Origin of the sequence: Brevibacterium sp. H602, from assembly GCF_051172395.1 — a bacterium.
GTDB lineage: Bacteria > Actinomycetota > Actinomycetes > Actinomycetales > Brevibacteriaceae > Brevibacterium.
Window position 1 is genome coordinate 126,714 of the sequence record NZ_JBPIZD010000005.1, and the last position, 24,969, is coordinate 151,682.

Annotated in this window: 24 protein-coding genes; 10 read left to right on the forward strand and 14 right to left on the reverse strand. The window is 65.1% G+C overall.

What is annotated here, in order from left to right; genetic code table 11:
- Positions 1–60: 60 nt before the first annotated feature.
- The 3 genes from ACSBQT_RS05625 to ACSBQT_RS05635 all read right to left on the reverse strand — a co-directional run bounded on the left by ACSBQT_RS05625 (position 61) and on the right by ACSBQT_RS05635 (position 1,834).
- Positions 61–690: a maleylpyruvate isomerase family mycothiol-dependent enzyme gene (locus ACSBQT_RS05625; protein ID WP_435001074.1), complete on the reverse strand. Its 630-nt coding sequence runs from the start codon at positions 688–690 to the stop codon at positions 61–63.
- Positions 687–1,124 carry an ASCH domain-containing protein gene (locus ACSBQT_RS05630; RefSeq protein WP_435001075.1) on the reverse strand — a complete coding sequence of 146 codons (438 nt, stop codon included), beginning with the start codon at positions 1,122–1,124 and terminating at the stop codon, positions 687–689. Before ACSBQT_RS05630 ends, ACSBQT_RS05625 begins: the two co-directional genes overlap by 4 nt.
- Positions 1,125–1,204: 80 nt before the next feature.
- Entirely contained in the window at positions 1,205–1,834 is a 630-nt protein-coding gene (locus ACSBQT_RS05635) for a TetR/AcrR family transcriptional regulator C-terminal domain-containing protein (RefSeq protein ID WP_135808726.1), read from the reverse strand.
- Between the two features lie 134 nt (positions 1,835–1,968).
- On the opposite strand from ACSBQT_RS05635, the gene ACSBQT_RS05640 reads away from it, so the two are divergent.
- From ACSBQT_RS05640 to ACSBQT_RS05660, 5 genes are all read left to right on the forward strand, one after another.
- Positions 1,969–3,615 (forward strand): amidohydrolase, encoded by a 1,647-nt coding sequence (locus ACSBQT_RS05640; protein ID WP_410711095.1) that lies wholly within the window; start codon positions 1,969–1,971, stop codon positions 3,613–3,615.
- A gap of 12 nt (positions 3,616–3,627) precedes the next feature.
- The gene (locus ACSBQT_RS05645) at positions 3,628–4,992 is read left to right on the forward strand and encodes an APC family permease (protein ID WP_410711094.1); all 1,365 of its coding nucleotides are present in this window, start codon (positions 3,628–3,630) and stop codon (positions 4,990–4,992) included.
- Between the two features lie 21 nt (positions 4,993–5,013).
- Positions 5,014–5,160, forward strand: coding sequence for a hypothetical protein (locus tag ACSBQT_RS05650; protein ID WP_435001076.1), 147 nt, complete (start codon positions 5,014–5,016; stop codon positions 5,158–5,160).
- 370 nt (positions 5,161–5,530) lie between these two features.
- Entirely contained in the window at positions 5,531–5,878 is a 348-nt protein-coding gene (locus tag ACSBQT_RS05655; protein WP_410711093.1) for a PadR family transcriptional regulator, read from the forward strand.
- The gene (locus ACSBQT_RS05660; RefSeq protein ID WP_435001077.1) at positions 5,875–6,846 is read left to right on the forward strand and encodes an HAAS signaling domain-containing protein; all 972 of its coding nucleotides are present in this window, start codon (positions 5,875–5,877) and stop codon (positions 6,844–6,846) included. The genes ACSBQT_RS05655 and ACSBQT_RS05660 overlap by 4 nt, the downstream gene beginning before the upstream one ends.
- A 56-nt stretch (positions 6,847–6,902) precedes the next feature.
- Here ACSBQT_RS05660 and ACSBQT_RS05665 read toward each other — a convergent pair whose 3' ends face one another.
- The 7 genes from ACSBQT_RS05665 to ACSBQT_RS05695 all read right to left on the reverse strand — a co-directional run bounded on the left by ACSBQT_RS05665 (position 6,903) and on the right by ACSBQT_RS05695 (position 16,216).
- Positions 6,903–8,171: a class I SAM-dependent methyltransferase gene (locus tag ACSBQT_RS05665; protein ID WP_435001079.1), complete on the reverse strand. Its 1,269-nt coding sequence runs from the start codon at positions 8,169–8,171 to the stop codon at positions 6,903–6,905.
- Between the two features lie 53 nt (positions 8,172–8,224).
- On the reverse strand, positions 8,225–8,506 hold the full coding sequence (locus ACSBQT_RS05670) for an HPr family phosphocarrier protein (RefSeq protein WP_135808719.1): 282 nt from the start codon (positions 8,504–8,506) through the stop codon (positions 8,225–8,227).
- 121 nt (positions 8,507–8,627) lie between these two features.
- Positions 8,628–10,298, reverse strand: a complete 1,671-nt coding sequence (gene ptsP, locus ACSBQT_RS05675) for a phosphoenolpyruvate--protein phosphotransferase (protein ID WP_435001081.1) — start codon at positions 10,296–10,298, stop codon at positions 8,628–8,630.
- A gap of 38 nt (positions 10,299–10,336) precedes the next feature.
- Positions 10,337–12,583, reverse strand: coding sequence for a PTS fructose transporter subunit IIABC (locus tag ACSBQT_RS05680; RefSeq protein ID WP_435001083.1), 2,247 nt, complete (start codon positions 12,581–12,583; stop codon positions 10,337–10,339).
- Complete coding sequence (locus ACSBQT_RS05685) at positions 12,580–13,767, reverse strand: 1-phosphofructokinase family hexose kinase (protein ID WP_435001085.1); 1,188 nt, start codon at positions 13,765–13,767, stop codon at positions 12,580–12,582. Before ACSBQT_RS05685 ends, ACSBQT_RS05680 begins: the two co-directional genes overlap by 4 nt.
- Entirely contained in the window at positions 13,764–14,558 is a 795-nt protein-coding gene (locus ACSBQT_RS05690; protein ID WP_410711087.1) for a DeoR/GlpR family DNA-binding transcription regulator, read from the reverse strand. Before ACSBQT_RS05690 ends, ACSBQT_RS05685 begins: the two co-directional genes overlap by 4 nt.
- 281 nt (positions 14,559–14,839) lie before the next feature.
- Positions 14,840–16,216 (reverse strand): MFS transporter, encoded by a 1,377-nt coding sequence (locus ACSBQT_RS05695; RefSeq protein WP_410711086.1) that lies wholly within the window; start codon positions 16,214–16,216, stop codon positions 14,840–14,842.
- A gap of 315 nt (positions 16,217–16,531) precedes the next feature.
- Between ACSBQT_RS05695 and ACSBQT_RS05700 the strand changes: the two genes are divergently transcribed.
- A complete protein-coding gene (locus ACSBQT_RS05700) occupies positions 16,532–16,939 on the forward strand; it encodes a universal stress protein (RefSeq protein ID WP_410711085.1) in 408 nt (135 codons plus the stop codon).
- A 120-nt stretch (positions 16,940–17,059) separates the two neighbouring features.
- Here the strand turns inward: ACSBQT_RS05700 and ACSBQT_RS05705 are convergent, their stop codons facing one another.
- From ACSBQT_RS05705 to sucC, 4 genes are all read right to left on the reverse strand, one after another.
- The gene (locus ACSBQT_RS05705; protein WP_410711084.1) at positions 17,060–17,848 is read right to left on the reverse strand and encodes a 5'-nucleotidase, lipoprotein e(P4) family; all 789 of its coding nucleotides are present in this window, start codon (positions 17,846–17,848) and stop codon (positions 17,060–17,062) included.
- A gap of 111 nt (positions 17,849–17,959) precedes the next feature.
- Positions 17,960–19,102 carry a threonine aldolase family protein gene (locus tag ACSBQT_RS05710; RefSeq protein ID WP_435001087.1) on the reverse strand — a complete coding sequence of 381 codons (1,143 nt, stop codon included), beginning with the start codon at positions 19,100–19,102 and terminating at the stop codon, positions 17,960–17,962.
- Between the two features lie 150 nt (positions 19,103–19,252).
- Positions 19,253–20,149 carry a succinate--CoA ligase subunit alpha gene (gene sucD, locus ACSBQT_RS05715; protein WP_435001088.1) on the reverse strand — a complete coding sequence of 299 codons (897 nt, stop codon included), beginning with the start codon at positions 20,147–20,149 and terminating at the stop codon, positions 19,253–19,255.
- An 18-nt stretch (positions 20,150–20,167) separates the two neighbouring features.
- Positions 20,168–21,337 (reverse strand): ADP-forming succinate--CoA ligase subunit beta, encoded by a 1,170-nt coding sequence (gene sucC / locus ACSBQT_RS05720; protein WP_410711079.1) that lies wholly within the window; start codon positions 21,335–21,337, stop codon positions 20,168–20,170.
- 197 nt (positions 21,338–21,534) lie between these two features.
- On the opposite strand from sucC, the gene ACSBQT_RS05725 reads away from it, so the two are divergent.
- The 4 genes from ACSBQT_RS05725 (at position 21,535) to ACSBQT_RS05740 (ending at position 24,899) form a co-directional block, all read left to right on the forward strand.
- The gene (locus ACSBQT_RS05725) at positions 21,535–22,029 is read left to right on the forward strand and encodes a MarR family winged helix-turn-helix transcriptional regulator (RefSeq protein WP_101594132.1); all 495 of its coding nucleotides are present in this window, start codon (positions 21,535–21,537) and stop codon (positions 22,027–22,029) included.
- 55 nt (positions 22,030–22,084) lie between these two features.
- Positions 22,085–22,774, forward strand: coding sequence for a GNAT family N-acetyltransferase (locus ACSBQT_RS05730; protein WP_410711078.1), 690 nt, complete (start codon positions 22,085–22,087; stop codon positions 22,772–22,774).
- Positions 22,775–22,913: 139 nt separating this feature from the next.
- Positions 22,914–23,624, forward strand: coding sequence for a hypothetical protein (locus ACSBQT_RS05735; RefSeq protein WP_410711077.1), 711 nt, complete (start codon positions 22,914–22,916; stop codon positions 23,622–23,624).
- A 66-nt stretch (positions 23,625–23,690) separates the two neighbouring features.
- Positions 23,691–24,899 (forward strand): FAD-dependent monooxygenase, encoded by a 1,209-nt coding sequence (locus tag ACSBQT_RS05740; RefSeq protein WP_410711076.1) that lies wholly within the window; start codon positions 23,691–23,693, stop codon positions 24,897–24,899.
- Positions 24,900–24,969: the final 70 nt, after the last annotated feature.

Consider the following 24,969-nt stretch of genomic DNA (forward strand, 5'->3'; position numbering starts at 1 on the left):
TTCATCTCGCCGTCAGGGATGGCCCGGTAAAAGCGTCGCGGCGCTCCGACCTCTGAGGTTTCAGTCCATGCGTCGCCGGAGCTCGGCGACTCCGCCGCCCGTCAGCTCTGTCAGTGATTCCGGTCGGCCGGCCATGGCCATGACGAGGTCGAGGACACGACCGGTCACCTCCGGCCCGCTTCCGGATTCGAAGTCGGCGTCGGCAGCGCTGAGCTTCAGCCCTTTGACCAGGGTTTTCGAGTTCACTGCGAAGTCTTTTGCGGCGAAGTATCGGGCCACCTCGACGGTCGCCTCGCCGCCAGGGGTCAGGTCGAGTTCCAGTGGTCGTGCGATGTCCTGTCCGTGGACGATGACTTCGCCGAGGAAGGCTGGGAAGTCTTTGGTCGGGGCGATCGTCAGAGCGGTCGAGTCGCGGAACTTCGCAAAGGTCTCCTCAGGTGAGCCACCGAGGCGGCGCTCGAGCAGTCGCGCGTTGTGCTTTGCCGGGTCGAATCCCGCCCGAACGATGCTGCGGATCCAGGCCCACTTCCCGGTGTTAGCTGCGGCTGTCAGGTGGGCGACGACCTGCTCGACCGTCCAGTCTGCACACAGAGTGGCGAGCGCCCACTGCTCCGTTTCGAGCGTGGAGAGCAGATCGGCCAGGCGCGCGCGTTCCGCGTGGAGGAGGTCCCAGTATTCGGCTTCGTTCATCTGCTCGTCCCCTGTGATTCGTCGCCGGAGACGCTGACGCACCCCTCCTCTTCTCCGTCGAACAGCAACCGGAAGCGTTCGCACACGACCGGCATCTCGAACGAGAACCCGCGCCGGCCATGCTCTTGCCAAAAGCGCTCATGGATCTCGCGCCAGGCGGCCAGGGTTCGGTCGCCCTCCCCTTCCGAATGGGCATGCTCGGCGGTCACCTCGCAGAACGGAACGATGTCGATCGCCGTGGTTTCAATGAGGGCTCTCGGCCGGTCTCGGCCGTCGAGGATGATGCTCAGTTCGCCCACCTCGGGGACGGATTCGTCGTCGGCTTCGATGTCCCACAGCGCCGAGGCGGTGCCCGTCTTGGTCCCAGCCAGCACGAGAGCGAGGAGGTCGTCCGCATGCTCGGGAGTCGCGCCGAAGGCCCATGCTTCAGGCATCCTCTCCGGAAGGTCTGGATTCCGGGTGCGGACCCGCACCCAGAACGAGTCGAGTGTGACATCGAGCCTTGCCGAATGACTCACGACAAGGCCTCAAGCCGATGCTTCAGACCTTGGATCAAGCTAGTCAGCCCAAACTCGAAGGACGCCACCGCTGACGAGTTCTCGCCGAATCGAGGATCCAGCGCACCTCGAATCTCCGCAAATCTGTCTCCGGCCGATTCTTGAGTGATGAGGTCGACCGGAGCGACGATGTCCAGAGCGGAACCGAGGACATAGGCCTCAACGGACCGCATCACCGCCACAGTCCGACCCTGCGGCCACCCCCCTCGACGAAGTCCACCGATCACTGAGTCATACATTTCATACGTTGAGAGGTCTCGAATCGAGGTCGTGGCCAACAATCGAATGAGGTTCGGATGGTCGGCAAAGGCCCTAAGATACGACCGGGCCCACAGCTCCAGAGCTCTGTCCCACGGCACGCTCTCCGACGATTCCTCGATCCCAGAAAATACTTGAACGTCGATTCCGGCCACGATACGTGCGCGCATCAATTCGATGAGTTCACCTCGGCCGGAGACATGGTTGTACAGAGAGGACACCTGCCTGTCGACGCGAGCCGCCAGAGTTCGCATAGACAATGACTCTTCTCCGAGGTCGTCGACAAGCGCGAGCGCGGCATCAACCAGCCGATCCTGATTCAATCTCACAGAATGCTCGCTCTCAATTTCGCACTTCCCTCCATCTTTCGAGCAGTGTATCGTGTTCCCAGTCACACACGAACACTGTTCGTGTAAACGCCGGTGCGACCGGCCATACGCAATGGAGCAGGAGGACGGCGGCCTTGACGACACAGCACTTCCACAACGGCACGGTCTGGCTAGGTGCCGGTGCCGAACCTGCAGACTCCCTGGTGACCCGAGACGGCATCGTCGTTGCCACTGGTTCACACGCGGTGGCTCCCGTCCTCGATCGCGTCTCGTGCCACGACGGCGCAGAGTTTGAGTCCATCGATCTCGACGGCGGGTTCCTCATGCCGTCCTTCGGCGACGGCCATGCTCATCCGATCTTCGGTGGCATGGAAGCAGAGGGCCCACAGGTGAGATCGTGCACGAGCGTCGAAGAGATCATCGCCGAAGTGAAACGGTACGCGGAGGCTCATCCCGACGACGACTGGATCACTGGCGCCTCATATGACGGCAGCCTCGTACGCGACGGACTCTTCGAGGCCGAATGGCTCGACAGAGCCGTGTCCGACCGACCGGTCGTCCTTCGTGCTTGGGACTACCACACCGTGTGGTGCAATTCTCGAGCATTGGAACTCGCGGGAATCACCGCCGCAACCCCGGAGCCGCAGATAGGCGAGATTCCTCGCCGAGACGACGGCTCGCCGCTGGGCACTCTGCGTGAATGGGGTGCAGTTGATCTGATCGACGCCGTTCGTCCGCCACGCCACGATTCCGTCCGACTCCGCGCTCTCGATCGGGCAGCCGATTATTACCTGGCTCGAGGCGTCACTTGGGTCCAGGACGCCTGGGTGGAGCCAGCCGATGTCGAGACCTATGTGTCCGCCTCTCAGCAGAAACTGCTCAAACTGCGATTCAACCTCGCGTTCTACGCCGATCCCCGCCGCTTCACGCAACAACTGCCCGAAATGCTCTCTGCGCGCCAAAGGATCGAGGAGCTTTCGGATCCATTCCTGACCGCTCAGACCGTGAAGTTCTTCGCCGACGGAGTCATCGAGAACGAAACCGGTGCGCTCATCGAGCCCTACTGCTCCTCCCTTCACAACCACGGCATGCGAGTCTGGGAAGGAGATTCGCTGGCAGAGGCGGTCTGCGAGGTCGACGCGGCAGGTTTTCAGATCCACATCCACGCCATCGGCGACGCGGCCGTTCGACAGGCATTGGATGCCATCGAGTACACAATCCGGCACAACGGTGCCCGTGATCGACGACCGGTGATCGCGCATGCCCAGATCATCGACTCTGCCGACCTGTCCCGCTTTGCTGAACTCGGCGTCATCGCGAATATGCAGCCTCTGTGGGCCCAGCTCGATGACCTCATGACGGTACTCACCGTCCCCCGGATCGGCAGCGAACGCGCCGTGGCGCAATATCGGATGCGCAGTGTCCTCGACAGCGGCGGGCACCTTGCGTTCGGTTCGGACTGGCCCTGCACTTCAGGGGCGCCGCTCGAGGGTCTCACCGTTGCCGTGAGCAGACAGACCGACGACGGTGAGCCCGACGGCGGGTGGACTCCCGAAGAGATCCTCGACATCGAACGCTCTCTCGACGCTTATTCGACTGCGGTGGCCCACCAAGCATTTGCAGACCATAGATCCGACGAGTGGGGAGTGATCCGCCCGGGCGCGAGCGCCGACTTCATCGTTCTCGATTCGGATCCTCGAACATTGCTTCCACAGGAACTCTCTGCCGCCCCAGTTCGCCGCACATACCTGCGCGGCGTGGCCGTCCATTCAGCGGACTGAATCGAAAGGACAATGATGTCCCATTCCAATCACAGCGCCACCGCTCAAGACACCTCCGAGACCCACCTGAAGCGTGCGCTCGGAGTACCTTCACTCGTCTTCTTCGGTCTCGTCTATATGGTTCCGCTGACAGTCTTCACGACCTACGGAATCGTCACTCAAGTCACCGGCGGCCGCGTCCCAGCTGCCTACGTCATCACGTTGCTGGCAATGGTGTTCACCGCCAGGTCATATGCGAAGATGGCCGCCGCGATGCCCTTTGCCGGTTCGGCATACACGTACACGCAGAAGAGCTTCGGAGCTGGAATCGGCTTCGTTGCCGGCTGGGCGCTGCTTCTCGACTATCTGTTCTTGCCGATGATCAACTATCTGGTCATCGGCATCTACCTCAGCGCAGCATTCCCAATGATTCCGGCCTGGGTCTTCGTCGTCACTGCCATTGTTCTCGTCACGGTCCTCAACGTCATCGGAATCGTTTCCGTTGCGCGGGCCAACATCGTCATCATCGCCGCTCAAGCTATTTTCATCGTTGTCTTCGCAGCACTGGGCATCGCTTCATTCACCGGATCCGGTTCTGTCGACCTAGCGGCGCCTTTCACCGGTGACGGCTCTGCACCCGGATTCGACAACGTCATGGCCGGCGCAGCTATTCTGTGTCTGTCCTTCCTCGGCTTCGATGCGGTCTCGACTTTGTCCGAGGAAGCCAAGGACGCGAAGAGAGCAGTCCCCCGCGCGATCGTCATCGCCACTGTCACCGGCGGCCTCATCTACATTGTTCTGTCGTACCTGGCTCAGCTGGTCTATCCGTCGAATCAGTTCGCCGATGTCGATTCAGGCGCGCTTGACGTCATGGCGGCGGCCGGCGGCGAATTCCTCACCGCCTTCTTCACCGCCGCCTATGTCGCCGGAGCATGCGGCTCAGCTCTGACCTCGCAGGCATCAGTCTCACGCGTTCTCTTCGCGATGGGTCGAGACGGCGTGCTCCCGAAAAGCTACTTCGGCCGCTTGTCACCGCGCTTTCACACACCCACGATTGCGACTCTCACAGTCGGCGGAGTCTCTCTGCTTGCGCTCGCCGTCGACCTCGCATTCATATCGGAGATGGTCAGCTTCGGTGCTCTGATCGCGTTCTCAGCAGTGAATCTGTCGGTCATCAAACACTTCATCATCGACGAGAAGAATCGTGGTTCACGTGCTGTTCTCAGTTCGATCGTTCTACCGGGAATCGGATTCTGTCTGACCCTGTGGCTGTGGACGAGCCTGTCTCCGCGAACTCTTCTCATCGGCGCAATCTGGCTGATTCTCGGAATCGGATACCTCGCTTTCGTCACACGAGGTTTCCGTCGGCCGACACCGATGCTTGATCTCGCTGACTGACGTTTACTTGCTCAGCTCGAGGTGCACGCTATCACCCTCGACACGATCCGGCTCGCCATCGGAGCGGTCATCCCTGCCGTGGCAACAAAGGGCTTCCGCACTCAGTTTTCCGAATTCACCGTTGACTCCATCGACTCCGAACAGCAGGATGCCATGGCACGGGCCTGACGCAATCGCGCTTCGTTGATCGCCTGCGGGACCGGGACTTCACCGTCCAGACCCCGCAGGCGATGACTCACCCGGCGGCCATCCACGCTCCTCACACCTGCCGGGCTGTGGGGACATCCAGCAGTCCTGGAAAGCAGCATCAGCACCGCAGAAGCCTCTGCCGGGCGCGGCCTCAGGTTTGGTACACCCTGCTCCAAAATGCCCACCGAGGGACCTGATCAGCTGAGAGGAACCTATACAAAAACGGCTGTCGACGCCGGTGGTCTGCCGTCACGTACGCTGCACCGTGTATCGCCGTGCCGCTCACCATCCCGCAGAAAAAATACCCCGCTTCTTGTAATAGTGTGTGTCACACACTATCGTGTGATACATGAACGAGGATGAAGACAAGGCACTGGCCACCCACGAACAGGAGCTGCGACGCGGCACCGTGGTCTTCGCCAGCCTCGTCGCCTGTCGACGGCCGCAGTACGGCTACTCGCTGCTGACGACGCTGACTGAAGCAGGCATCGCCACCGAGGCCAACACCCTCTACCCCCTGCTGCGACGGCTCGAGAAACAGGGCCTGCTCACATCGGTTTGGAACACCGAACAAGCCCGCCCCCGCAAGTACTACACACTCACCGACAGCGGCGCCGAAGTCGCCGCCGCACTGCACAGCCACTGGCTCGAACTCAACTCCAGCATCACCCAGCTCTGGAAGGACGGCACACCATGAGTGCGCTCACCGAAATCTACGTCGACAACGTCACCCGCCACCTCCCCGAAGACTCCCGGCCCGACATCGCCGCCGAGATCACCGCCACGATCGACGATATGGTCGACGCCCGCCTCGGCGAGGATGCGGACACGTCCCCGGATCACACGGCCGCCGTCGAACGCGAAGTCCTTGAGGAACTCGGCGACCCCGTCGCGCTGTCGCGGGAGTACTCGAACTCGCCGCAGCACCTCATCGGCCCGAATTCCTACCCGGTCTTCGTCTGGGCGCTGCGCTGGGTCCTGCCCGTAGTCGGTCTGCTCGCCGTTCTCACAAACGTCGTGACCACCATCGCCATCTCCCCCGGAGTCCAGATCGGAGAGATCATCGGCAAGGCGGCGGGCAACACGGTCATCGCCCTGTTGACCGCATTCGCCGCGATCACGATCATCATCGGCCTCGGCGACCGCGGAATGGACGGCGGCGCAGCCGATCCGCTTCGGAAACGGAAGCCGGGCACGTGGACGGTCGATGATCTCGACCGACGTGATTCCCACGGCAAGCAGATCCGCGCCGAGGCGGGGCTCGGGCTGGTCTTCATCGTCGCCCTGGCAACGGTCCCGCTCATCCCGACGACCCTGCTCTACGTCGGTCACCTCAATCGCGGCGGCACCTTCATCAACCCCGATCTCGGCGTCGGATGGCTGGTCGGCTACTGGGCGTTCCTCGCGCTCATGGCCGTGGTCGAGATCATCAAGTTCACGACCGCCTCGGCGAAACCGACCGTGGCCCTCTTCGGCGGAATCGTCGACCTCGCGATGGCTGTCTTCCTCACCATTGCGCTGCTCACTCAGCCGGTCCTCCACCCCGAGCTCACGAACACTGCGAACGCCGACATCCAGCAGATCATCACGGTCATCGCGATCTGGATCATCACCGTCTGGGACCAGGTGAGCACCTGGCGGATCTATCGCCGCAATCGTCGGTGAGGTTGTGCGATCGGGACGGCCGCCAGCCGACCCGATCGCACAGCTGCTGAGAGATCTCAGTCGCGGCGGCTGGCGATGACCGTGAACTTCTTGTTCCGGGCCAGCTGCCGACTCGGTCCGATGATCGATTCGAGACGATCCCGGTAGCGCAGGTGCGAATTGAACACCGTGAGCACCTGCCCGCCCGGAGCCAGATGCTCGGCGGCCGCGGCCATGAGCGCCGCGGCCGTCTCGGTCTCGATGGCCGTCCCCTGATGGAACGGCGGATTGAGCAGGATGAGGTCGAATTCACCCAGTCCCGCGAGCGCCGGCTCCTCCGAGTCCGCGGCATCGCCGAGGATGACGTCGATTCCAACTCCGTTCGCCTCCGCTGTGGCCCTCGCCGAGGCGACCGCCGCCTTCGACACGTCGATGCCGAGTCCCGTATTCGCACCCGAGGCTCGCATCGCTGCTGTGAGCAGCCAGCCGTTGCCGCAGCCGAGGTCGAGCACGGATTCCGGCGCTTCGTCGTCGAGCAGTCCCAGCAGTGAGTCGATGAGCAGCTCCGAGCCCTCATCGCTCTTCGTCCCGGAGAAGCAGGCCCCATGTGCGCGGACTTCGAGCTCACCGACACCGCGATGGGTGATCACCCCGCGGCGCGGGAATTCCGGCAGGCTCGGCGAGGACAGGGGGCGGCTGCCGATGATCATCCGGTGCTTGCCGACTCCGGGCGAGACATCGACTCGGCCGAAGCCGCGGGCAAGCTCTTTGTTGACGCCGCGGCTCATCGCATCGCTGCGGCCGATGACGATGATGGTGCTCACGAATGGCTGCAGCACCGCGATCGTCTCGGTGAGCGCATTCATCGCCTTCGGAGCGTTGACGACGGCCCACGTCTCCCCCACACCGAGTTCGGCCAGTCCCGCGATCTCACTGAGCTCGCTCACCGCCAGCACGGGGGCCGCCTCGGTGACGACCTCTCCGGCGGATTCGCCGTCTCCGGCCAGGGACTCGACCGCCTCAGCCAATGTCCGTGCCTCATCGAGCCGATCGTTGTATGTGCATACCTGCGTCAGACGGCTGAGCAGGGTCGCCTGCAGACCGTGCGCATCGTCGACGAGGATGAGGTTCTCGGGGACCTCGGCTGAGAGTTCGGCGGCGACGAATGTGCCTTCGTTGTCTCGGCCCGAGACGTCGAGGGCTCCGCAGCGGCGACCGATGACGTAGTCGATGAGCGTCCGCGCCTGCGGCAGACCGGGCAAGTCGCTCAGCTGAGGGAATACCGCCAGCAGATCCCGACTGCGAAGGGCGGCGGCAGAGTCAGGAGGCAGCAGGGAGGCGGACATTCGATCAGTCTAAACCGAGCGGACCGGTCGCCGCCTCCTCGGCAGAGCGCCGCTCAGCCTTCGGCGTCGTGGTCGGTCTCGATGAGCTGCTTGAGGTTGGCCAGTGCTTCGTCGGCTCCGTCACCCTCGGCGCGCAGAACGACCTTCTGGCCGTATTCCGCGCCGAGGCCCATGAGGGAGAGCACGCTGGCCGCATCGAGGGCGTCTTCGGCCGGTTCGCCCTCCAGGGCGATGGTGATCTCGAGGTCATAGTCTGCGGCGGCCTCGGCCAGCAGTGCTGCTGGACGGGCGTGCAGGCCGACGGTGCTTCCGACTGTTGCGATGGTCTCTGCCATGAGTTGTCCTTCCTTGTCAGACCGGCCGTGGTTCGGCCTGCCCGGTGTTTCGGCATTTTCTGTTGGTGGTGTCTGTGGTGGTGCTGAGTATGTCATGGGGTCACTCCCCCGACGGCGGGACTCACAGGCCGAGCTCGTCGAGGATCGGCAGCTCGGCTCGGACTGCGGCCTTCGCCTCGCTCGGGCTGCGTGCCGCAAGTGCGCTGCGGGCGATCTGCTGCGCCTGGTCCCGGGTGACACCGGACAGCACCTCGGCGACGGCAGGCAGTGCTCGGGGCGCCATGGACAGGCTGGTGACTCCGAGGCCGACGAGCACGACGGCCAATGCCGGATCGGCCGCAGCCTCTCCGCACACGCCCACCGACTTCTCCGCCGCAGCACCTTGGGCTGCGGCCATGCCGATGAGCTGCAGGACTGCCGGCTGCCACGAGTCGCTGAGCTCGGCCAGACCGCCGAGCATGCGGTCGGAGGCCATGACGTACTGGGTGAGATCGTTCGTGCCGATGGACGCGAACTCGACTTCCTCGAGGATCGTGGCCGCCTGCAACGCTGCTGAGGGAACCTCGACCATGACACCGGCAGTGGGGAGTCCTGCCGCATGGACGAGTTCGGAGAACTGCCGGGCCTCGTCTGCGGTGGCGATCATCGGAGCCATGACGTGGACGGTCACCGCATGCTTCGAAGCGGCCAGCGCGATTGCCTCGAGCTGACGTTCGAGGACGCCCTGAGCCCTGCGGCTGGTCCGGAAGCCACGTACACCCAGGGCCGGGTTCGGTTCATCGGAGTCGGTGAGGAACGGCAGAGGTTTGTCGGCTCCGGCGTCGAGGGTGCGCACGACGACCTTGTGATCGTCGAAGGCCGCGAATACCTGCCCGTAGGCTTCGGCCTGTTCTTCGACGCTGGGTTCGGTGTCGCGATCGAGGAAGCAGAACTCGGTGCGCAGCAGACCGACGCCTTCGGCACCGGCGGCCGCCGCTGCCCGTGCTTGAGCGCCGTCTCCGACATTCGCACGCAGCGGAATCCGTGTGCCGTCGCTCAGGAGACAGGGTCCGGTGAATGACTGCAGCCGACCGGCTGTCTCCGTCCACGCCTCGACGAGGCCGGTCTCCGTCGCACCGGGTTCGGTGCGCAGGACGCCGGTACCGCCATCGAGGAAGACCGGTGTGCCGTCGGTGATGTCGCGGACGCCGGAGGCCGCCACCACGGCGGGAATGCCCAGCGACCTGGCGAGGATGGCCGTATGGCTCTGCGGTCCGCCCTCTGCGCAGACGAGTCCGAGGACCAGCTCCGGTTCGAGTGTCGCGGTGTCGGCGGGAGCGAGATCCGTGGCGATGAGCACGAAGGGCTCGGCCGCGTGTGGAATCCCGGGTGCGGGCACTCCGCGCAGATGGGCGACGAGGCGGGCACGGACATCGAGGACGTCGGCTGCGCGTTCGGCCATATAGCCGCCGAGCTTCTCCAGCTGCGCGGCGGTCTCGGCGGCCACCGTCCAGATCGCGGTCTCCGCGTCGGTCTCGGACAGGCGTTTGATCGCCGTCTTCACCAAGGTCGGGTCCTTGGCCATGAGTGCCGTGGCTTTGAGCACGTCACGGGCGTCTCCGGTGACGGATTCGGCTCGCTCACGCAGTTCGGCGTGGACGGCGGCCGAGGCCTCACGGATCCTGTTCGCCTCCGCCTCGGGATCGGCCGGAGCCGGCTTCGCCACGGGTGCGGACACGGGGTCGGGCATGGTCAGCGCCGGGGCGATGACCCGTCCGGGTACGACTCCGATGCCTGAGAACTCTGCGGACATCCCCATTCCTTCCTGTCTTGCCTCTTCGGTGAGAGCGGTCAGACTCGTGTGGCGTCAGCGTTCGACGATACCGGTTCGGCCTGCTCAGCCTCACCGGCCGAACCGGATCCGGTGGTCGGACCGGTCGACGCGGCTGCAGTCGTCGCCGATGCGGACCGGTCGGCCGCCTCGGCGAAGCCTGCCTTCCCGCCCTTGCGGACGAAGATCTTGAGCGCGAGCACCAACACGGCGCTGATGAGCGTGCCGACGACGACGGAGAGCAGGAACAGCAGGAACGAGTCGATGGCGAAGAAGACGAACACTCCGCCGTGTGGGGCCTGGCTGGTGACGGAGAAGGCCATCGTCATCCCGCCCGTGACGCTGGCACCGACGACCGACGCGGGGATCACGCGCAGCGGATCGGAGGCGGCGAAGGGGATCGCGCCTTCGGAGATGAACGCGGCGCCGAGCAGCCAAGCGGCCTTTCCGTTCTCCTTCTCAGCTTGAGAGAAGATGCGCGGGCGGACGGCGGTGGCCAGTGCCATGGCCAGGGGCGGAACCATGCCGGCGGCCATCACCGTGGCCATGATCTCCCACGGCACGGGGTTGTCGACGGAGCCGGCGGCGAGGCCGGCGACGGCGAAGGAGTACGCGACCTTGTTGACGGGGCCGCCCAGGTCGATGGCCATCATGGCGCCGAGGATGAGCCCGAGGACAACGGCGGCGGCTCCGGTCATCGAGCTCAGCCAGCTGTCGAGGCCCTTGGTCAGGGCGCTGATCGGTCCGCCGAGGACCATGAACATCAGGCCGGAGGAGACGAGGGAGGCGACCAGCGGGATGATGACGACGGGCATGAGTCCGCGCAGCCACCTCGGTGCGTCGAAGGAGCCGATCCAGTGGGCGATATAGCCGGCGAGGAGTCCGCCGATGATGCCTCCGATGAACCCGGCGCCCATGAGCACGGCGACGGCGCCGACGGTGAAGCCGGGAGCGATTCCGGGGCGGTCGGCGATGCCGTAGGCGATGTATCCGGCCAGGGCGGCGACGAGGAAGCTCATCGACAGGTTGCCGATCTGGAAGGCCACGGCGCCCAGGTAGGCGCCGACGGGTCCGAGTGCCAGGTCACCGTATTCGGTGGGCAGGTTCCACAGGGAGTTGCCCAGGACGATGTCCTCGGCGTAGTCGGGGATGTCGAATCCGCCGAGGAGGAACCCCAGTGCCATGAGCAGTCCGCCGGCGGCGACGAAGGGGATCATGTAGCTGACACCGGTCAGCAGCACGCGTTTGAGGTGGGCGCCGATGCTTTCGCGAGAGTTTCCTGCCGAGGACGATTCGTCGGCGGCGGCGTGAGCGGCGGCCAGCCTGCGGCCGTTGGGGGCGTCCGCCTCGGCGAGGGCTTTCGTGATGAGGCCCTGCGGATCATCGATTCCCGCCTTGACCGGCACCTGCACATAGGGTTTGCCGGCGAAGCGGGCCTTGTCGCGGACATCGACGTCGACGGCGAAGACGACGGCGTCGGCGGCATCGATGACGGACTGGTCGATCGGGGTCGTGCCGCTCGATCCCTGTGTTTCGGTAACGACGTCGATGCCCATCTCGGACCCGGCCTGGGCGAGGGCGTCGGCGGCCATATAGGTGTGGGCGATTCCCGTCGGGCAGGCCGTGACGGCGACGACGCGGCGGAGGCGCTCGGCCGAGGATGCGGCGGTTTCGGTGGGGGCAGCAGCGGCACCGGCGGTGGATGCGGCGGCACCGGCGGTGGATGCGGCGGCACCGGCGGTGGATGCGGCGGCACCGGCGGTGGATGCGCCGGTGGGGGCCGCCTCGGTGCCGGTCTGCTCTTCGGTCGTCTCTCGCCGGCCGAGGGCGGTTTCGACGAGGTCGACGACTTCCTGCTCGGTCGTCGCCGCGCGCAGGGAGGCGACGAAGTCCTTCTTCACCAGCGACCGCGCGAGTTTCGACAGGAGCTTGAGGTGGTCCTTCCCGGCGCCCTCCGGGGCGGCGATCATGAACACGAGGTCGGCGGGGCCGTCCTTGGCACCGAAGTCGACCGGCGGGTTCAGGCGGGCCATTGCGAGGCTGGGTTCGGTGACCGCCTCGGTGCGAGCGTGCGGGATGGCGATACCGCCGGGAACGCCTGTCGGGGTCTTCTCTTCGCGGGCGATCGCCGCGGCCGCCAATCCGTCTGCGGAGTTCGCGCGGCCCTGTTCGGAGATCGTGGCGGCCAGGGCGCGGATGACAGCGGACGACTCCGTCCCCTGATCCGCGTCGAGGACCACCAGGTCTGTTGTGATGAGCGAAGTCATCGTGCCTCCTCGGCTTCGGGGGCTGTGCCCTCATGTCGGTGGGAAGTGTCGTCGGAATGCGTGTCTGTAAGTGCTGTGGGACTGCCTGCCAGCGGTGCTGCGGGTGTCTCTAGTGGCGTCAGGGTCACCGCGTCGGTCCGGGCGTCCGCCGGGCTCGGCACCCCGGTTCCGCGCAGACGGGCGGCCGCAGCTCCGTAGGCGACGGCTCGGGCCAGGGCCGCCTCGGGTTCACGGCCGGCGGTCAGACCCAGCAGATACCCGGCAAGGGTGGAGTCGCCCGCGCCCACGGTGCTCACGACCTCCATCGGCGGATGCTGGGCATGCCAGGCGGTGTCCGGCTGGGCGAGGACTGCGCCGCCGGCGCCCAAGGTCGCAAGGATCGACCGCGGGCGGGAGCCGCGCGCGTTGAGCAGGGTCGATGTGGCGCGGGCCGCGAGCTGCGGTGAGGATTCCAGCCGGTCGGCGATCATGTGCAATTCGCCGGTGCCGAGGGGTTCGACGGGTTGGAACGGCTCGGCGGCGTCGCGTGAATCGGACGCACCGCAGTCGCTGTGCGCTCTGGCATCATCGCGGATGCCGGCGGCGTGCAGGAGCCCCGCGACGTTGAGGAGCTCGGCGAGTTCTTCGGCGTTCGGTTTGATGAGATCCGGTGAGGCCATCAGGGCCGCAGTCAGAGGAGCACCGGAGGTGTCGACGGCGATCAGCGGCGGACTGTCCAACTCGCGGATGCGCTCGATCGCGCGGGCGTAGAAGTCATCGTCGACTCCAGGAGGCAGCGAACCGGCCAGGACGACCCAGCTCGCACCGGCTGCCTGCTCGGCGACGAGGTCGAGCAGTGCGTTCTGAGTCTGCGAACTCAGGGGCGAACCTGGTTCGTTGATCTTCGTGGTCGTACCGTCAGGTTCCGTGACAGTGATATTGGACCGCAGCGGTGTGCCGGTGGGAACGGAGCGATGGGCCAGTCCGATCGCGTCGAGTCCGGTGAGCACCGGGTCGTCGAGGTCTCCGGGCAGGACCGCGAGGGTGTCACGGTCGGCGGCCGCCACGGCACGGGAGACATTGACTCCCTTGCCGCCGGGCTGCTGTCCGGCCCAGACGGCACGCTGTACCTGGCCCCGGAGAACCGGTCCGGACAATTCGATGGTCCGGTCGAGGCTGGGGTTGGCTGTGAGGGTGAGGATCACGGAGTGACGACCTCGACTTCCGCGGTCTCCAGATCGGCCGACAACGGCTCTTCTGGCGTCTCATCGGTGATGAGGACATCGATCTGGTCGAGTTCCGCGAATCGCACCAGAGAGACGGCATCGAACTTTGCGGAGTCGGCGAGCACAGCGACCCTGCGTCCGGAGGACACAAACGCCGACTTCGTCGCCGCCTCGTCATGGTCGGGCGTGGAGACGCCGTCACCGCTGAGTCCATTGGTGCCGAGCACCGCGAGATCCACTCGATGGCCTTCGACGGCCGAGATCGTCTGTGGTCCGACCATGGCCCGCGTGACCGGGCGGAACCGGCCGGGGAGGACGAAGATCTCGACGCCGGGCGCACCGGCCAGACTGTCGATGGCGGACAGGGAGTTCGTGATGACACGCAGCTGTCGCGGCGTCTGTCCGGCGACGAGGCGGCCATGGGCTTCGTCGGCGATCGCACGGGCGAAAGCCGCGCAGGTCGTGCCGCCGTCCACGGAAATGCTCATCGTCTCCTCCAACAGGCTCAGCGCGGACCGGGCGATCGCGGTCTTCGCATCGAGATTGTGGATCTCACGATCGTCGAAGGTCGGCTCTTCGAGGCTGTGGGGACGGCACGGCACCGCGCCCCCATGGACGCGCTGGAGGACTCCGGCCTTTTCGAGGGCGGCGAGGTCGCGTCGGACGGTTTCCGTGGTGATGTCGAAATCGGCGGCCAGGTCGGTCACATTGACCCTGCCCGCTTCGCTGACCAGCTCAGCGATGCGGCGTTGCCGTTCTTCAGCGAACACGTCCGGCCTTTCCCTTCGCGCGGCGCATCGTCGATTCGGACGAATAGCCACGTGGCTATCTGTTGGTTTGATCGATCTTAGGACTCTATTCACACACCGTCAATCACATTCCAACATTTTTCCAACCATTCCCACATCGGATTGTGGTCGACCGGGCAAGGAGGCTCACCCGAGGCGGGGAGGCCGATGAATGACGAGTGCCCCGGAACTCAGCGTTCCGGGGCACTCGTCGTTCACGGTCAGGGTGGGCCGCCTCGGCGATAGGGGCAGCAGTAAAGCGATCAGCTGCCGATGCGTTTGTACGCCGAGGAGTCGGCGTTGTCGATCGTCGAGTGTTTGCGGTTGTCGTGCATGAAGGCCACGGCAACGAAGCCGACGATCGCGATGACGACGACGTAGACGGCGAACCAGGTGCCGATTCCCGCGTTGCGGAACCACAGCGCGACGTACTCGGCGGAGCCGCCGAACAGCGAGTTGCCGACCGCATAGGTGAAGCCGACGCCGATTCCGCGGATGTGGGCGGGGAACATCTCGGCCTTCACGATTCCGGAGATCGAGGTGTACATGCTGATGAACGCCATGGCGATGACGATGAGGATCCCTGCGGTGAGGACGGAATCGGCCTTGCCGATCATGCCGAGCAGCGGGATGGGCAGCGCGATCATTCCGATGACGAAGATGAGCATGTTGTTCTTGCGGCCGATCTTGTCCGAGATCTTGCCGGCGATGGGCTGCATGACGACGAAGATGAGCAGGCAGATGGTCATGAGGTCGGCAATGGAGCCCTTGTTGAACACGGCTTCACCCGGGGTGCCTTCGTTCTGCAGCAGCAGGAACTTCTGCATGTAGGTGGTGAAGACGTAGAAGACGAGCGATCCGACGCTGGTGATGCCGAGCACGACGAAGAAGGCGCGCGGGTGGCGCAGCACTTCGCGGAAGCTGCCGGAGTTCTCGTCCTTGCGGGTGTCCGCCGAGGTGGTCTCCTCAAGACCGCGGCGCAGCCACAGGGAGACGATCGCGGCGGCGGCGCCGATGGCGAAGGGCAGTCGCCACCAGCCGGCTTCGATCTGATCGGTGCCCAGAGTGTGGGTCATGATGACGGCCAGCAGGCTGGCCAGCAGCTGACCACCGATGAGGGTGACGTACTGGAAGGAGGAGTAGAAGCCTCGCTTGCCCTCGGTGGCGACCTCGGACATGTAGGTGGCGGTGGCGCCGTATTCGCCGCCGACGGCCAGGCCCTGGATCATGCGCACGATGAGCAGCAGGATCGCGGCCCAAGAGCCGACGACCGCGCTCGTGGGCAGCAGCGCCATCATCAGCGAGCCGGCGCACATGAGCAGAATGGAGATGAGCATCGAATTCTTGCGCCCGAGGCGGTCGGCGGCGCGACCGAAGATATAGCCGCCGATGGGACGCATGAGGAAGCCGACGAAGAAGACGCCTGCGGCCTGCATGAGGGACAGCGCCTGGTTGTCAGCAACGAAGAACTGATCGGCGAAGTACACGCTGAAGAAGGCGTAGATGTAGAAGTCGAACCACTCGACGAGGTTGCCCGACGATGCCGCCATGATGGCCTTGACCGTCTGCCATTCCGACTTCTTCTGCGTTGGGGTCTCACCGGCTTCTGCCTGGTCGAGATGCGTATTCTGATCTGTCAATGCTTCTTCTTTCTCGCTCGTACACGGCGCAAAAGCGCCCAAGTCACCTTACTGCCGCATCGACGGAACCGACGATTCGGTCGGTAATTGAGATCTGCACTCGGATGGCCGATTCCGCGAGGTTTTCGCGCGATTTCCGCGCGGTTACAGAACAGAAATCGTTCGATGGTGACGGGCCCACTTGTGGCGAGGTGAGGAAGATCTCAGCCGAAGCTCCCCGATTTCCTCGTCGCAGAGTGAGCTGCCGCCCGTCCGAACAGGGCGGATATGCTACTAATTGAGAGAGCTTCGTCCAATGTCGCACCAGGAGAGATCATGACAATCCTCGTCGGTTATTCCCCCTCGCCCGAAGGCAAGGCCGCTGTCGAATTCGGCATCGAACAGGCCCGCGCATTCGACGATGTCCTCGTCGTGCTCAATGCCGGAATCGGTGAGACTCCCGACGAGCGCGGCGTCGCCACCAGCAAAGACATCGAGGAACTCAAGGAGACGCTGAAGTCTTCCGAGGTCTCCCACGAGATCCTTCAGTTCCTCCGCGGCAATGATCCCGTCGAAGAGCTCCTGGCGCTGGCCGAGGCGACCGCCGACACCCGCATGATCGTCATCGGATCACGCCGCCGCTCCCCCGTGGGCAAGCTCATCATGGGCTCGACGGCCCAGCGCATCATCCTCGACTCCGACGTCCCCGTCGTCTCCGTCAAGGTCGACCGGAGGAAGAAGTAGTCGCGCGCCGGTTCGCTGGAACGAGAATGCCCCGCACTGTCGTCAGTGCGGGGCATTTTCGATGGGATCGCTGCTTGGGTCGGCGTTCAGCCGGGCCCGCAGTCGGTTCGCCGACCGACTTCAGTCATCAGCGCGAACCGGTGCGTCCCATGCGTCCAGGTCGGATTCGCTCCAGTCGCCGTAGGTCGGATTGGGTAGGACGATCCATTCGGTGCCGAACTTCGCACGGTTCTTCTCCACCAGTTTCCTCTGCTCGTCGACGGACGCATCGGCGAATGCGCCATCGAAATCGTGCAGGGTGTCACCGAGCTGCATGAGCAGGGTGTGGTTCGCCTCGACATTCGCACGCCGTTCATCCTTCGGCGGGCCAAGCAGCATCACGTGTTCGTCATCGGCCTGGGGCAGGCCCAACTTGGCAATGGCTTCGACATTCTTCGCCCGATTCTCTTCCGTCCGGTCCGAGACGTAGTAGATGTCAACTCCGAGCTGGTCGGCATGTTCGAAGAATTCCAACGCACCGGGGATCATTGTCGGCTCCCCGTTCTCCTCCCAGTCGTCCCAGGTGTCCCAGCCGCTGAAGTCATGGCACTTGGCGATATCACGAGCCAGCAGCTTCGAATTGTCGATGGCAGTCTCGTCGAGGTCGGTCATGATAGCCAGATCTTCCCCGTCCGGGGCCTTGGAAACGGCCTTGTCGAGCTGACGCGCAGCCATCTCATAGGTCTGTCCCTGCAGTGCCATCGCCTCAGCGCTCTGCTGCTGCCACTTCACACCCATGGTGTAGGCCGAGACGTCGCAGTCATCCGCCGCTTCGTCGCCCGATACCGGACCCGAATTGAGGATGTATCCGATCACCCCGACGATGAGCACGAGCAGAATCGTCAGGGCAGGAACGAGGGCTTTCTTCATTCATCTTCTTTCTTCAGTGTTCCTCTCTGCGGTCAATTGTCAGTTCAGGCGGTTATCAGTCGTCGTGGCTGGCACGGCCGCTCGACGGTTCCGCAGCCTGGGAGCGTCGGATCAGTCCCCTGCGATGGCGGCGACGAGGGCGTCGACGTCCTCGGTCGTCGTGTCGAAGGCGCACATGAGGCGGACGATGTCCTTCTCCAAGGGCCAGTCGGCGAAGGCGAACGTCTGTCGGGCACGGGCGGCCACCTCGGCGGGCATCCGGACGAACACGACGTTCGACTCAACTCTCTGCACGATCTCGATGCCGTGGACACGGCTCTGAGCGACCGCCTCGGCGAGGCTGTCCGCGAGATACAGCGCCATCTCGTTCGAGCGGGAGGCGGAGTTCCGCCACAGGTCGCCTTCGTACAGGGCGTTGAGTTGTGCGGAGAGGAAGCGCATCTTCGAGGCCAGCTGCAGATTCATCTTGCGCAGGAAGCGCATTCCGTGGCCGATGTCGGGGTTGAGGACGACGACCGCCTCTGCGCCGAGCAGGCCGTTCTTCGTCCCGCCCAGGCTGATGATGTCGACTCCGACCGCGGTCGTGATGTCGCCGAGGCCGACGCCGAGGTGGGCGGCGGCGTTGCCCAGCCGGGAGCCGTCGACGTGGACGATCATGTCGAGCTCATGAGCGGTGGCCGCGATCGCGGCGATCTCGTCCGGGGTGTAGGTCGTGCCCCATTCGGTGGACTGGGAGATGCTCACGGCCAACGGCTGCGCATTGTGTTCGTGGCCGCGGCCGATGATCGCGCCCTTGATGGTCTCGGGGGTGAGTTTGCCGTTCTCGGTCGCGACGCCGACGATCTTGAGTCCGCCGACCTTCTCCGGGGCGCCGGTCTCGTCGTAGTTGATATGCGCCGAGGCGGCTGTGATCACCGCGGCCCAGCGCGGCAGCGCCGACTGCAGGGCAAGAACATTGGCGCCGGTGCCGTTGAAGACGGGGAACGCCTGGGCCTCGGGCCCGAAGTGGTGGGCCATGATGTCGTGGAAGCGCTGTGTCCAGGGATCTCCGCCGTAGCCGGGAGTGTGGCCGACGTTGGCCTCGGCGATGGCGGCGATGACCTCGGGGTGGACTCCGGCCCAGTTGTCGGAGCCGAAGTTGCGAGGGTGCGCCTCGGGGCTGGTGTCGACAGGTGGGGCGGCGGTGCCGGTGTCGGGGAGGATGTCCGCGGGGTTCGTCGACTGCGCTGTCTGATGAGATGTCTGGGAGTTCACATTCTCAGACTAGACCTTCCCCGGGAACCTGGCACAGCGGTCCGCGCGTTCCGGGAACGCACTGCGGCCCGCCTCCGAGTGTGGAGGCGGGCCGCGGTCTGGTTCGGATGAGTGCCGGTCAGGCGCTCACCCGATGCGGGAGTGCTCGACTCAGCCGAGGAGTCCGCGCATGAGCTCGGCGGTCTCGGTCGGGGTCTTGCCGACCTTGACACCTGCAGCTTCGAGGGCTTCCTTCTTGGCCTGAGCGGTTCCCGAGGAGCCGGAGACGATGGCGCCGGCGTGGCCCATGGTCTTGCCCTCGGGAGCGGTGAAGCCTGCGACGTAGCCGACGACCGGCTTCGTCACGTTCTCCTTGATGAAGGCGGCGGCGCGCTCTTCGGCGTCTCCGCCGATCTCGCCGATCATGACGATGGCTTCGGTCTCCGGGTCGGCCTCGAATGCTTCGAGCGCATCGATGTGCGTGGTGCCGATGACCGGGTCTCCGCCGATGCCGATGGCCGTCGAGAAGCCGAGGTCACGCAGTTCGTACATCATCTGGTAGGTCAGCGTGCCGGACTTCGAGACGAGGCCCAGCTTGCCCTTCTTCGTGATGTTGGCCGGGATGATGCCGGCCAGCGACTCACCGGGAGTGATGATGCCGGGGCAGTTGGGTCCAATGATGCGGGTGGCGTTTCCGGCCGCCTGCGCACGGGCCCAGACCTCTGCGGAGTCCTGCACCGGGATGCCCTCGGTGATGATGACGAGCAGGCCGATCTTGGCGTCGATGGCCTCGATCGCGGCGTCCTTGGAGAACGCCGGCGGCACGAAGGCCACCGACACGTCGGCACCGGTGGCTTCCATCGCTTCGGCGACGGAACCGAAGACGGGGAGCTCGATCTCGTTGCCGGCCTGGTCGTTGTGCTTCACGGTGGTGCCGGCCTTGCGGGCGTTGACACCGCCGACGACGTTCGATCCGGCGGCAAGCATGCGGGCGGTGTGCTTCGAACCCTCTCCGCCGGTGATGCCCTGGACGATGATCTTCGAATCGGAATTCAGGAAGATAGACATTGTTGTAAAGACCTTTCCTTACTTGGCAGCAGCCAGTTCGGCGGCCTTGTCGGCTCCACCGTCCATCGTGTCAGTGAGCGTGACGAGCGGGTGCGCGGCCTTCTGCAGGATGGCGCGTCCCTCTTCCACGTTGTTGCCGTCGAGGCGGACGACGAGCGGCTTGGTGGCCTGATCGCCGAGGATCTCGAGGGCCTTGACGATGCCGTCGGCCACGGCGTCACAGGCGGTGATTCCGCCGAAGACGTTGACGAAGACGGACTTCACCTGATCATCACCGAGGATGACGTCGAGTCCGTTGGCCATGACCTCGGCCGAGGCGCCGCCTCCGATGTCGAGGAAGTTCGCGGGCTTGACGCCGTTGTGGTTCTCGCCTGCGTAGGCGACGACGTCGAGGGTCGACATGACCAGGCCCGCGCCGTTGCCGATGATTCCGACCTCACCGTCGAGCTTGACGTAGTTGAGGTCGAGCTTCTTGGCCTTGAGCTCCAGCGGGTTCTCTGCGCTGATGTCGCGCAGCTCCTCGTGCTCCTTCTGGCGGAAGTCGGCGTTGTCGTCGAGCGAGACCTTGCCGTCGAGGGCGATGATGTCACCGGCACCGGTCTTGACCAGCGGGTTGACCTCGACCAGGGTGGCGTCTTCCTTCTCGAAGACGGTCCACAGGCTGGTCAGCACGGGGGCGACCTTCGCTGCGGTCTCGGCGTCGAAGCCGGCCGCCTCGGCGATCTCTGCTGCCTTGGCATCATTGATGCCGTCGATGGCGGAGACGGGGATCTTGGCGAGCGCTTCCGGACGTTCCACGGCCAGCTGCTCGATCTCCATGCCGCCTTCCTTCGAGCACATGGCCAGATAGGTGCGGTTGGACCGATCGAGGAGGACGGAGAAGTAGTACTCCTCAGCAATGTCGGCACCCTCGGCGATCATCACCTTTTCGGTGATGTGGCCCTTGATGTCGAGTCCCAGGATGTCCTTGGCGCGAGCCTCGGCCTCATCGGGGTTCTTGGCGACCTTGACGCCGCCGGCCTTTCCACGGCCGCCGATCTTGACCTGAGACTTGACGACGACAACACCGCCGCCAAGATCTTCGGCTGCCTTCTTCGCTGCTTCTGGCGTCGTCGCGACCTGGGCCTTGAGCACGGGCACTCCGTGCTTCTCGAACAGGTCACGTGCTTGATACTCGAAAAGATCCACGTGTTTTCCTTCGTTTCTGCTGCCGGGTGGTTGGCCCCTGCAGGTTCGTTGACGGATGCAACAACCAAGGACAACCATATTCCCAAACGCACCCGTCCATCCAAACCTGCACGTTAAACGGACCCTGAGAGTAAGGAATCTCTCGTCAAAAAGTATCTTTGCCTTCAAGATTCTTGATATGGACGTAAAATCGATTCATGGACGAAGTGGATCGAATAGTCGCAGCCTGGCGACGTGAGCGTCCGGATCTCGACGTCTCCCCGATGGAGATCCTCTCCCGAGTCTCGCGGCTGGCCAGGCAGTTGGACCTGGCACGGAAGTCGAGCTTCTCCGATTACGGAATCGAGGGATGGGCCTTCGACGTGCTCTCCGCCCTCCGCCGAGCCGGTGAGCCCTATCAGCTCTCCCCCTCGACCCTGCTGCAGGAGACACTCGTCACGAGCGGCACCATGACCAATCGCATCGACCGCCTCGTCGCCCGCGGGTGGGTCGAGCGTCGCCCCGATCCGGGTGACCGCCGCGGAGTGCTCGTCCACCTCACCGACAGCGGCCGCGCCACCGTCGACTCCGCATTGGCGGATCTGCTCGTGAAGGAGCGCGAGATCCTCAGCGGTCTCACCCCCGCCGGCAGCCGCAAACTCGCCGGACTGCTGCGCGAACTGTCCACTGGCTTCGACGGCAGCGAGGACTGAACCGGTCTCCTGTCACAACTGCCCCACCACGAACCCCGACGACGAGGACTCAGCCATGCACGACTACCTCACGAATTTCCGGGGCGCACAGCCGCCTCGGCGAGAGACGATCCATGGTCGGTATGTCGACCTCGAACCGCTCGATGCGGCCGATCACGGCGATAGCCTCTTCGCCGCGGTGTCGACCGCAGAGGGGATCGACGATCGGTTCCGATACCTGCCCCAGACGCCGCAGACCGAACGCGGGGATTTCGATTCCTGGATCGCCGAGGCGGCCGACTCCTCCGATCCCCTCTTCTTCGCCGTCGTGGACCGATCCACCGGTCGGGCCGAGGGCCGGCAGGCGCTGATGCGCATCGATGCGGCCAACGGCGTCATGGAGATCGGGCACATCCTCTGGGGCCCGGCACTGTCGCGGACTCGGGCGGCCACCGAGGCGCTGTACCTCTGCGCCGATCTCGCCTTCTCCTCCGGTTTCCGTCGGTTCGAGTGGAAATGCGATGACGCGAATGCTCCGTCGAAGAAGGCCGCCGAACGCTTCGGTTTCACCTTCGAAGGGGTCTTCCGTCAGCACCTCGTGTACAAGGGCCGCAACCGCGACACCGCATGGTTCTCGATCATCGACGGCGAATGGCCGGCGCTGCGCTCTGCCTACAAAGCGTGGCTTGACGAAGCGAACTTCGATGCCTCGGGAACTCAGCTCAAGGGACTGCGCGAACTCATCGCCGAGGTTCGTCAGCGTTGAGACCTTGGGCTGGGTCGCAAACTGAGCGCCCGCGCCCGCCGCTTTCGCCGCCCCGCCGCGCGTCCACCCGGGCTCGGACCATCCCGCACATTAGGCTGGACGCGATACCACCTGGACGCTGATGACACCACGAGGAACCATGCGACTTCGCCCCCTTGCCCTGCTGTCTGCCGCTGCGATTGCTGCCACGACGACGGCCTGCGTGTCGACCCCCGAAGAGACCCGCCCGCAGCCCCGCCCCTCGGTGAGCAAGGAAGAGGTCACCCCGATCGAGACCCCCGACGATGCGCCGAAGGTGTCCATCGTCGATTCCTCCCCCGGCGGCGCGAAGGACACCGACCCGCTGTGGCAGGGCCTCGCCGAGGCGGCCGAGAAGAAGACCGAGGCCTACCTCAAGGTCTACGTGCACACCGGCAATCCCGAGGTTCCCGAGTCCGGCGAGACGACCGTGACCGCCGACAGCCCGGACAGCGTCAGTGTCACCGTCGATGCGAAGAACGTCGATGACGGCGCCTCCCCGTTCCTGCTCATCCACGGCACCTTCGACGTCGAGGAGATAGGCAACTCGGCGTACACGCTCAAGACCGTCGACGACGAAGACATCCCCGAGCTCGACCCGAAGGGCCCGAACGACGAGAAGCGCTGCACCGCCGATGACGCTCAGGACCGCATCGCCCTGGCCGCCGACGACCTCGCCGAGGATCCCGGCCGCCGCGAAGAGTTCCGCCAGCAGTGGGGTGGTTCGCCGCGCGTGTGGTGGGGCATCCAGAAGACCGCCATCAGCCTCGGCGAGGAGGGCGGAGTCGCCGGCGACTTCCTCACCGAAGCCTGCGGAGAGTTCCTCCAGTAGTCACGCCGTTCCGCTTCGCGCCCGCAGCTACTCGCCAGCCGACGCCCTGCGTGCGACGATGAGCTCATGAAGATCGCTGTCATCGGAGCTGGAATCGGCGGACTCTCGGCGGCCGTGGGGCTGCAGAGGGCCGGAGCCGAGGTCACCGTGTTCGAACGTGCCCCCGAAGTAAGGGCCGGTGGTTCGGGACTGTCGATCTTCGCCAACGGTCTTGCCGCGCTGGAGACGCTGGGCCTGCGCGAGGCCTTCGACGCCGTGACTGACTCCAGTGTCGAAGGCTTCGCCGCAGGTCAGCGTCTTGCCGACGGCCGCTGGATCGCTCAGGTGCCCAATGATTCCGTCGGTGCCCTGCGCATCGTCGACCGGGCCGACCTCCACCGCATCCTGCTCGATGCTTTGGCTCCCGGGACAGTGCGCACCGGCACCGTGGCCACGGCGACCGGCACCGACGGGACGCTGACCATCAGGGCCGGGTCCGCCGACGATTCGAGCACGACGGAATCGAACGCAGAGCGTTTCGACCTCATCATCGGCGCCGACGGCCTGCACAGCCGGGTCCGCACCGTCGTCGACGGTGAACCGGTGGCGCCGCGGTACTCCGGGTATTCCGCGTGGCGGGGCATCACCTCGGTGCCGGTGGATCTGTCCGGCGAGGCCGGGGAGTCGGTCGGGCACGGACGCCGCTTCGGCATCGCTCCGCTGGCCGACGGCCGCGTCTACTGGTTCGCTGTGGCGAATATGCCGCAGAACGCGATCTTCGCCGACGAGAAAGCCACCGTCGGGAAGATGTTCACGGGCTGGCACTCCCCCATCGCCGAGCTCATCGCCGCCACCCCCGCCGAGGAGGTCCGCCGCACCGCGATCTCCGACCTCTCCCGCCGGTTGCGTCATTATCACCGCGGCCGAGTCGTCCTCCTCGGGGATGCCGCGCATGCGATGACGCCGAACCTCGGCCAAGGCGGAGGTCAGGCCCTCGAAGACGCGGCGACGCTCACCGTCCTGCTCGCCCCGCTGATCGGGAAGTCTCCGGGATCTGAGGCGGGCCCGATCGTCTCAGTACCGCCAGACCTCGCTGCGGCACTCGGCCGCTATGACTCCCTGCGCCGCCCGCGGACGCAGTCGATCGCCCAGAAGTCTCGGCTGATGGGGCAGGTGTTCCAACTCGAATCGCCGCTGCTGGCGCGGATACGCAACGCCGTCTTCTCAGCGATTCCGTCGCGACTCATCGCCGCTCAGGCCACGAGCGTCCAGAAATGGTTACCGCCGACGGTGTGATGCGGCCAGGTTCCGGCTGCGCTGCGAGCTCACCGCCGCTGACTGTGCGGCGGGCCCGATGCTGTTGGTC

Bases quoted from the DNA above. Each gene is read 5' to 3' on its own strand.
- ACSBQT_RS05625 (WP_435001074.1), bottom strand. From the start codon at position 690: ATGAACGAAGCCGAATACTGGGACCTCCTCCACGCGGAACGCGCGCGC.
- ACSBQT_RS05630 (WP_435001075.1), bottom strand. From the start codon at position 1,124: ATGCCTGAAGCATGGGCCTTCGGCGCGACTCCCGAGCATGCGGACGAC.
- ACSBQT_RS05645 (WP_410711094.1), top strand. From the start codon at position 3,628: ATGATGTCCCATTCCAATCACAGCGCCACCGCTCAAGACACCTCCGAG.
- ACSBQT_RS05655 (WP_410711093.1), top strand. From the start codon at position 5,531: ATGAACGAGGATGAAGACAAGGCACTGGCCACCCACGAACAGGAGCTG.
- ACSBQT_RS05660 (WP_435001077.1), top strand. From the start codon at position 5,875: ATGAGTGCGCTCACCGAAATCTACGTCGACAACGTCACCCGCCACCTC.
- ACSBQT_RS05665 (WP_435001079.1), bottom strand. From the start codon at position 8,171: ATGTCCGCCTCCCTGCTGCCTCCTGACTCTGCCGCCGCCCTTCGCAGT.
- ACSBQT_RS05670 (WP_135808719.1), bottom strand. From the start codon at position 8,506: ATGGCAGAGACCATCGCAACAGTCGGAAGCACCGTCGGCCTGCACGCC.
- ptsP (WP_435001081.1), bottom strand. From the start codon at position 10,298: ATGTCCGCAGAGTTCTCAGGCATCGGAGTCGTACCCGGACGGGTCATC.
- ACSBQT_RS05680 (WP_435001083.1), bottom strand. From the start codon at position 12,583: ATGACTTCGCTCATCACAACAGACCTGGTGGTCCTCGACGCGGATCAG.
- ACSBQT_RS05700 (WP_410711085.1), top strand. From the start codon at position 16,532: ATGACAATCCTCGTCGGTTATTCCCCCTCGCCCGAAGGCAAGGCCGCT.
- ACSBQT_RS05705 (WP_410711084.1), bottom strand. From the start codon at position 17,848: ATGAAGAAAGCCCTCGTTCCTGCCCTGACGATTCTGCTCGTGCTCATC.
- sucD (WP_435001088.1), bottom strand. From the start codon at position 20,149: ATGTCTATCTTCCTGAATTCCGATTCGAAGATCATCGTCCAGGGCATC.
- ACSBQT_RS05725 (WP_101594132.1), top strand. From the start codon at position 21,535: ATGGACGAAGTGGATCGAATAGTCGCAGCCTGGCGACGTGAGCGTCCG.
- ACSBQT_RS05730 (WP_410711078.1), top strand. From the start codon at position 22,085: ATGCACGACTACCTCACGAATTTCCGGGGCGCACAGCCGCCTCGGCGA.
- ACSBQT_RS05735 (WP_410711077.1), top strand. From the start codon at position 22,914: ATGCGACTTCGCCCCCTTGCCCTGCTGTCTGCCGCTGCGATTGCTGCC.
- ACSBQT_RS05740 (WP_410711076.1), top strand. From the start codon at position 23,691: ATGAAGATCGCTGTCATCGGAGCTGGAATCGGCGGACTCTCGGCGGCC.